Genomic DNA, 4,637 nt, shown 5'->3' on the forward strand with positions numbered 1-4,637 from the left:
TTAAGATATTTGTAGAATCAAATAAGTTATACACTGTCGAAAAATTAAGATTTACCGCAACTTATTGAGCGGATACCACCACATCCTCATATATAGCATCCATACTCGTGCGAAAATGAACACTAGCTAAGCAAACTTCGCTTCCGGGCGTGTAAGACTGCAAAACCCACAACCCCTCAGCATTGCGCCGAAAACACTCCACTCGCTGCCGTTTTTGGTTAATTAATACGTACTCCTGAAGCGTTTCTAATTCCTGATAATCAGCAAACTTATCTCCGCGATCAAATCCTTCAGTTCCATCAGACAAAACCTCGACAATTAAACAAGGATATCTTTTATAAGATTGAAATGCTTTGTCCCGTTCATCGCAACTTACCATCACGTCGGGATAGTAGTAAAGATTCTTAGATTCAATCCTCGCTTTCATGTCTGACATATAAATACGGCAGCCACTACCCCGAACATGATTTCTCAACAGTGCAAATAAGTTGCCGGCGACAGTCACATGAGCATCACTCGCACCCGCCATTGCGTAGACTTCGCCCCGAATATACTCATGCTTGATGGGGCTGAGTTCTTCTAATTTCAGGTATTCTTCTGGGGAGATGTAATTTGGGCTTTTATTGGCAATCATTGCTTTTTCAGAATGAATTGTTTGATGATTCTAGTATCCGCGATCGTATTATACCACAATCATTCTGTTTTTAAGCTAGCAATCTGTTGAGCAAACCACATGGCTGCACTGCCATTTGTTTCTGCATTTAAGCGTTCCAAAGTTTGATTCAACAAACAAATTGGCAATCCTGAAAGTGCTAGAGAAGTCTCGCATTCCTGATACTTGCCGTTTGACTGCAACTGAAAGGCAAAAACTCGCAAACCTTTAACGTCAACTACCCAATATTCAGGAATTCCCAAATCGGCATAGAGATATTTTTTCTCATCTAAATCTATTGTTAAAGTTGTGTCAGCAATTTCGCCAACTAAATTAGGAACTCGCCACTGTTCTAAATTAATGTAACGCCGCTCTCCTGTTTGCCAAGTTGGGTATTCGCTCCCCACGTAAACCATTAAATCTGGTGATGCAGCTTGCTTTTTAGGTTTTTCTAGCAAGCAGCCGCCCAGGGAACTGTATATCTGTTCTGGTACTTGACTAAACCAGATAGCGAATAACATTGGAAACAAGTTATTGATGATGGCGTGATTGATTCCTTCTCTTGCTATATCAATGACTAAGAGCCGATCGCAATTAAAGCACAATCCGATGTGATCATTATCGTTGGGAGCATCGCGATAAGCCAAGTAATCTTCCCAAGTGGCGGTTTTACCTTGAGATGTAGTTGTCGTAATATCTGTTTGAATAACTCTTGATATTGAGGCGGTCATGGCATTTGCGGGGATTTTTAAATTATTCTATTTATACCTTAGCAAATGCGGTGCGCAGTGCACACCCTACGTACTTTAAATCAGGTGCGCAGCATTTAATTCTTCAGTCCGCGGAGGCGGACATTGTTTGTGTAGTCGCGGTTTCAACCGCCGACTCCGATCTTCAGTCCGCGGAGGCGGACATTGTTTGTGTAGTCGCGGTTTCAACCGCCGACTCTGATCTGCCGACTCTGATCTGCCGACTCTGATCTGCCGACTCTGATCTGCCGACTCTTATTTTTAGCAAATAAGGTGCGCACTGCGCACCCTACTAATTTTTAGCTAATTTCTAGCCTCTATTCTTCTCCGACCAAATGCGAGTTGGCAATCCCCAAACGTAGACAAATCCTTCGGCCGCTTTGTGGTCGAATTCGTCCTCTGCGCCGTAGGTTGCTAAGTCGAAACTGTACAGCGAATTTTCCGATTTGCGACCGACTATAGTGGCATTTCCTTTGAACATTTTTAGACGTACGGTTCCAGTTACTCGCTTTTGCGTGTCCTGAATAAATGCGTCTAAAGCAGTTTTTAAAGGGTTGTACCAAAGACCATTGTAAATCATTTCGCTGTAGGTTTCTTCGATGCCGCGCTTGTATCGCGTGACATCTGCTGTCAATGTCAAACTTTCTAAGTCTCGGTGCGCGTGCATTAATACTAAAATCGCTGGTGTTTCGTAAATCTCCCGCGATTTAATCCCGACTAGGCGGTTTTCAATCATGTCGATACGCCCGACTCCGTGATTTCCAGCTATTTCGTTGAGTTGGGTAATCAGGGCGACTGGTGATAATTCTTTGCCGTTCAAACTGACAGGCTTTCCGCACTCGAAACCGATTTCTATGTATTCGGGTGTGTTGGGAGTTTGCTCGATCGCCTTTGTCATCAAAAACACCTCTTCCGGCGGTTCCGCCCAAGGATCTTCGAGGATGCCGGCTTCGATCGCCATTCCTAACAAATTGCGATCGATACTATAAGGCGAAGACTTCTTCACCGGCGACGGAATCCCGCATCTTTCGCCGTAGGCGATCGTTTCCTCGCGGCTCATTTTCCACTCCCGCGCCGGTGCTAAAATCTTAATCTTGGGATTCAGTGCGCCGATCGACACATCAAACCGTACCTGATCGTTTCCCTTACCCGTACAACCGTGGGCGATCGCATCTGCACCGTATTTTTCCGCAGCTTCTACTAACAATTTAGCAATCAGCGGGCGGGCTAGCGCCGTAGAAAGCGGATACCGATTTTCGTAAAGCGCGTTAGCTTGAATTGCTGGAAACGCATAATCCTTGACAAATTCCTCGGTAGCATCGATTACCAACGATTCCGAAGCACCAGATGCCAAAGCTTTCTTGCGGATTGGTTCCAATTCGTCTCCCTGTCCCAAATCCGCCGCCAGAGTAATTACCTCTTCGACTCCCCACTCCTTCATCAAGTAAGGAATGCAGACGGAGGTATCGACTCCGCCCGAATATGCTAGCACAACTTTTTTAGCGCGACTCATTTGTATTTACATCCTGAATTTAACTTAATACGCTTGGGTTAAAACTGTTTATTGCCCGGATATCCCGCTAAATCCCCCTTAAGAAGGGGGACTTTGATCAATTTCTTGTCCCCCCCTTTTTAAGGGGGGTTAGGGGGGATCTGGCTTAACCCAACCGTATTGGAATTTAACCAACTTTGTATTATGCACCTAATTGAGATCGATTCTTGTCAGCAATCGTACAGATTTAGATATTCTTTTTTTGCTAAGGTTGGCGATTTCGCGGCCTAGTTGCTGCGAAAAATCTGCTACCGTGGGATACGGTAACTGTGGCGATGGGGAAAAGTTGTGTTTTTTAGTGTTGTGATTCCGACGTACAATCGTAAACCGATTTTGGAAAAATGTCTACTGGCTCTGGAAAATCAGCAGTTTGGTAGTAGTGTCACAGATTATGAGGTGATTGTAGTCGATGACGGCTCGACGGATGGGACGATCGAGTGGTTGAGCACCGATGCCGAGTTTTTACCCCATGTGCGATCGATCGCCCAATCTCACCAAGGCCCAGCCGCCGCCCGGAATTTAGGCGTTGAAAATGCTAAGGGCGAGACAATTATTTTTATTGACAGCGATTTAGTTGTAACAAAGCATTTTTTACAAGCACACGCAGATGCTTTACTACAGGGCTACAAAGATACTGATGCGGTTTTTACTTACGGCAGCGTGATTAATACTTGCAATTTCGACAATCCCACCTCGGAACCTTACAAAATAACGGATTTTTCGGCGGCTTATTTTGCTACAGGAAATGTGGCCATCGCCCGCCACTGGCTGCTGGAAGCTGGACTGTTTGACAATCGCTTTCAACTGTATGGATGGGAAGATTTAGAATTGGGTGTCAGGTTGAAAAAATTAGGTTTAAAACTGATTAAATGTCCGCAGGCTGTAGGCTATCACTGGCATTCAGCTTTTAACCTAGATCAAATACCAGGCATGATTGACCGAGAAATTCAGCGCGGGAGAATGGGAGTTTTGTTTTATCAAAAACACCCAAGTTGGGAAGTAAAGCTAATGATTCAAATGACTTGGCTACACCAAATACTGTGGGGAGTTTTGTCTTTGGGCGGGATGCTGAATGAGCGGACGATGACTCCTTTTTTGCAGTGGCTAATTGACCAAGGCAAACCGCAGTTAGCTTTAGAAATAGCTCGAATTTTTCTGAATTGGTATAATGTTAAAGCTGTGTATGCTGCTTACGGTGAATGTAAGGCTGATGCAAAAGTTTCATAAATTAGCCCGCCCAAACAACATATCACATACGATCAGAGCTTGTCAGGGCTTGTGTATTTGCTGAAAGAGAGTCAGTATATTTACGCAAAAAACACAAGTCCGAGCAATCCAATAAATACAGGTAAAACAGGGCTTTAAACATTGTAAAAGTTTGGCGTTTAATGTAAAGTTGCGTGCTGAGCCGGTGATTTGAGGAATATCGGCTGTTTTCTCGATCGCCTGGGATAATTTTATGCCCACAAATTTTAAAAATGCAGACATTCTTGATACAATTATTACAAATATCAGGGGTAATCTATCTTAGCGAGCGATCGGACAGTGCCACTGCCTCAAGCGAAAGGGATACTGAGAGTCTGATTTATGCTGCCATAGCTGATAAAAGGTAAGGATTCAGGTAAAAAATAGTTGATTGAGAGCCGAAAAATATGGTAATGTAGTCAGATGAGCGAAAAGCCAG

4 protein-coding genes are annotated in these 4,637 nt (G+C 44.1%); 1 reads left to right on the plus strand and 3 read right to left on the minus strand.

Annotation, left to right across the window (positions count from 1 at the left end; translation table 11 throughout):
- Positions 1-61 precede the first annotated feature (61 nt).
- The 3 genes from QUB52_RS28565 to QUB52_RS28575 all read right to left on the minus strand — a co-directional run bounded on the left by QUB52_RS28565 (position 62) and on the right by QUB52_RS28575 (position 2,914).
- On the minus strand, positions 62-634 hold the full coding sequence (locus QUB52_RS28565; protein WP_332975612.1) for a Uma2 family endonuclease: 573 nt from the start codon (positions 632-634) through the stop codon (positions 62-64).
- A 59-nt stretch (positions 635-693) separates the two neighbouring features.
- Positions 694-1,383 carry a Uma2 family endonuclease gene (locus tag QUB52_RS28570; protein WP_332975613.1) on the minus strand — a complete coding sequence of 230 codons (690 nt, stop codon included), beginning with the start codon at positions 1,381-1,383 and terminating at the stop codon, positions 694-696.
- Between the two features lie 328 nt (positions 1,384-1,711).
- Positions 1,712-2,914: an argininosuccinate synthase gene (locus QUB52_RS28575; RefSeq protein WP_332975614.1), complete on the minus strand. Its 1,203-nt coding sequence runs from the start codon at positions 2,912-2,914 to the stop codon at positions 1,712-1,714.
- Between the two features lie 327 nt (positions 2,915-3,241).
- On the opposite strand from QUB52_RS28575, the gene QUB52_RS28580 reads away from it, so the two are divergent.
- Entirely contained in the window at positions 3,242-4,180 is a 939-nt protein-coding gene (locus QUB52_RS28580) for a glycosyltransferase family 2 protein (protein WP_332975615.1), read from the plus strand.
- Positions 4,181-4,637: the final 457 nt, after the last annotated feature.

Source organism: Microcoleus sp. A6-C6 (genome assembly GCF_036705955.1).
Lineage (GTDB): Bacteria > Cyanobacteriota > Cyanobacteriia > Cyanobacteriales > Microcoleaceae > Microcoleus.

Coding starts and splice junctions, on each gene's coding strand:
- QUB52_RS28570 (WP_332975613.1), bottom strand. CDS start 1,383: ATGACCGCCTCAATATCAAGAGTTATTCAAACAGATATTACGACAACT.
- QUB52_RS28565 (WP_332975612.1), bottom strand. CDS start 634: ATGATTGCCAATAAAAGCCCAAATTACATCTCCCCAGAAGAATACCTG.
- QUB52_RS28575 (WP_332975614.1), bottom strand. CDS start 2,914: ATGAGTCGCGCTAAAAAAGTTGTGCTAGCATATTCGGGCGGAGTCGAT.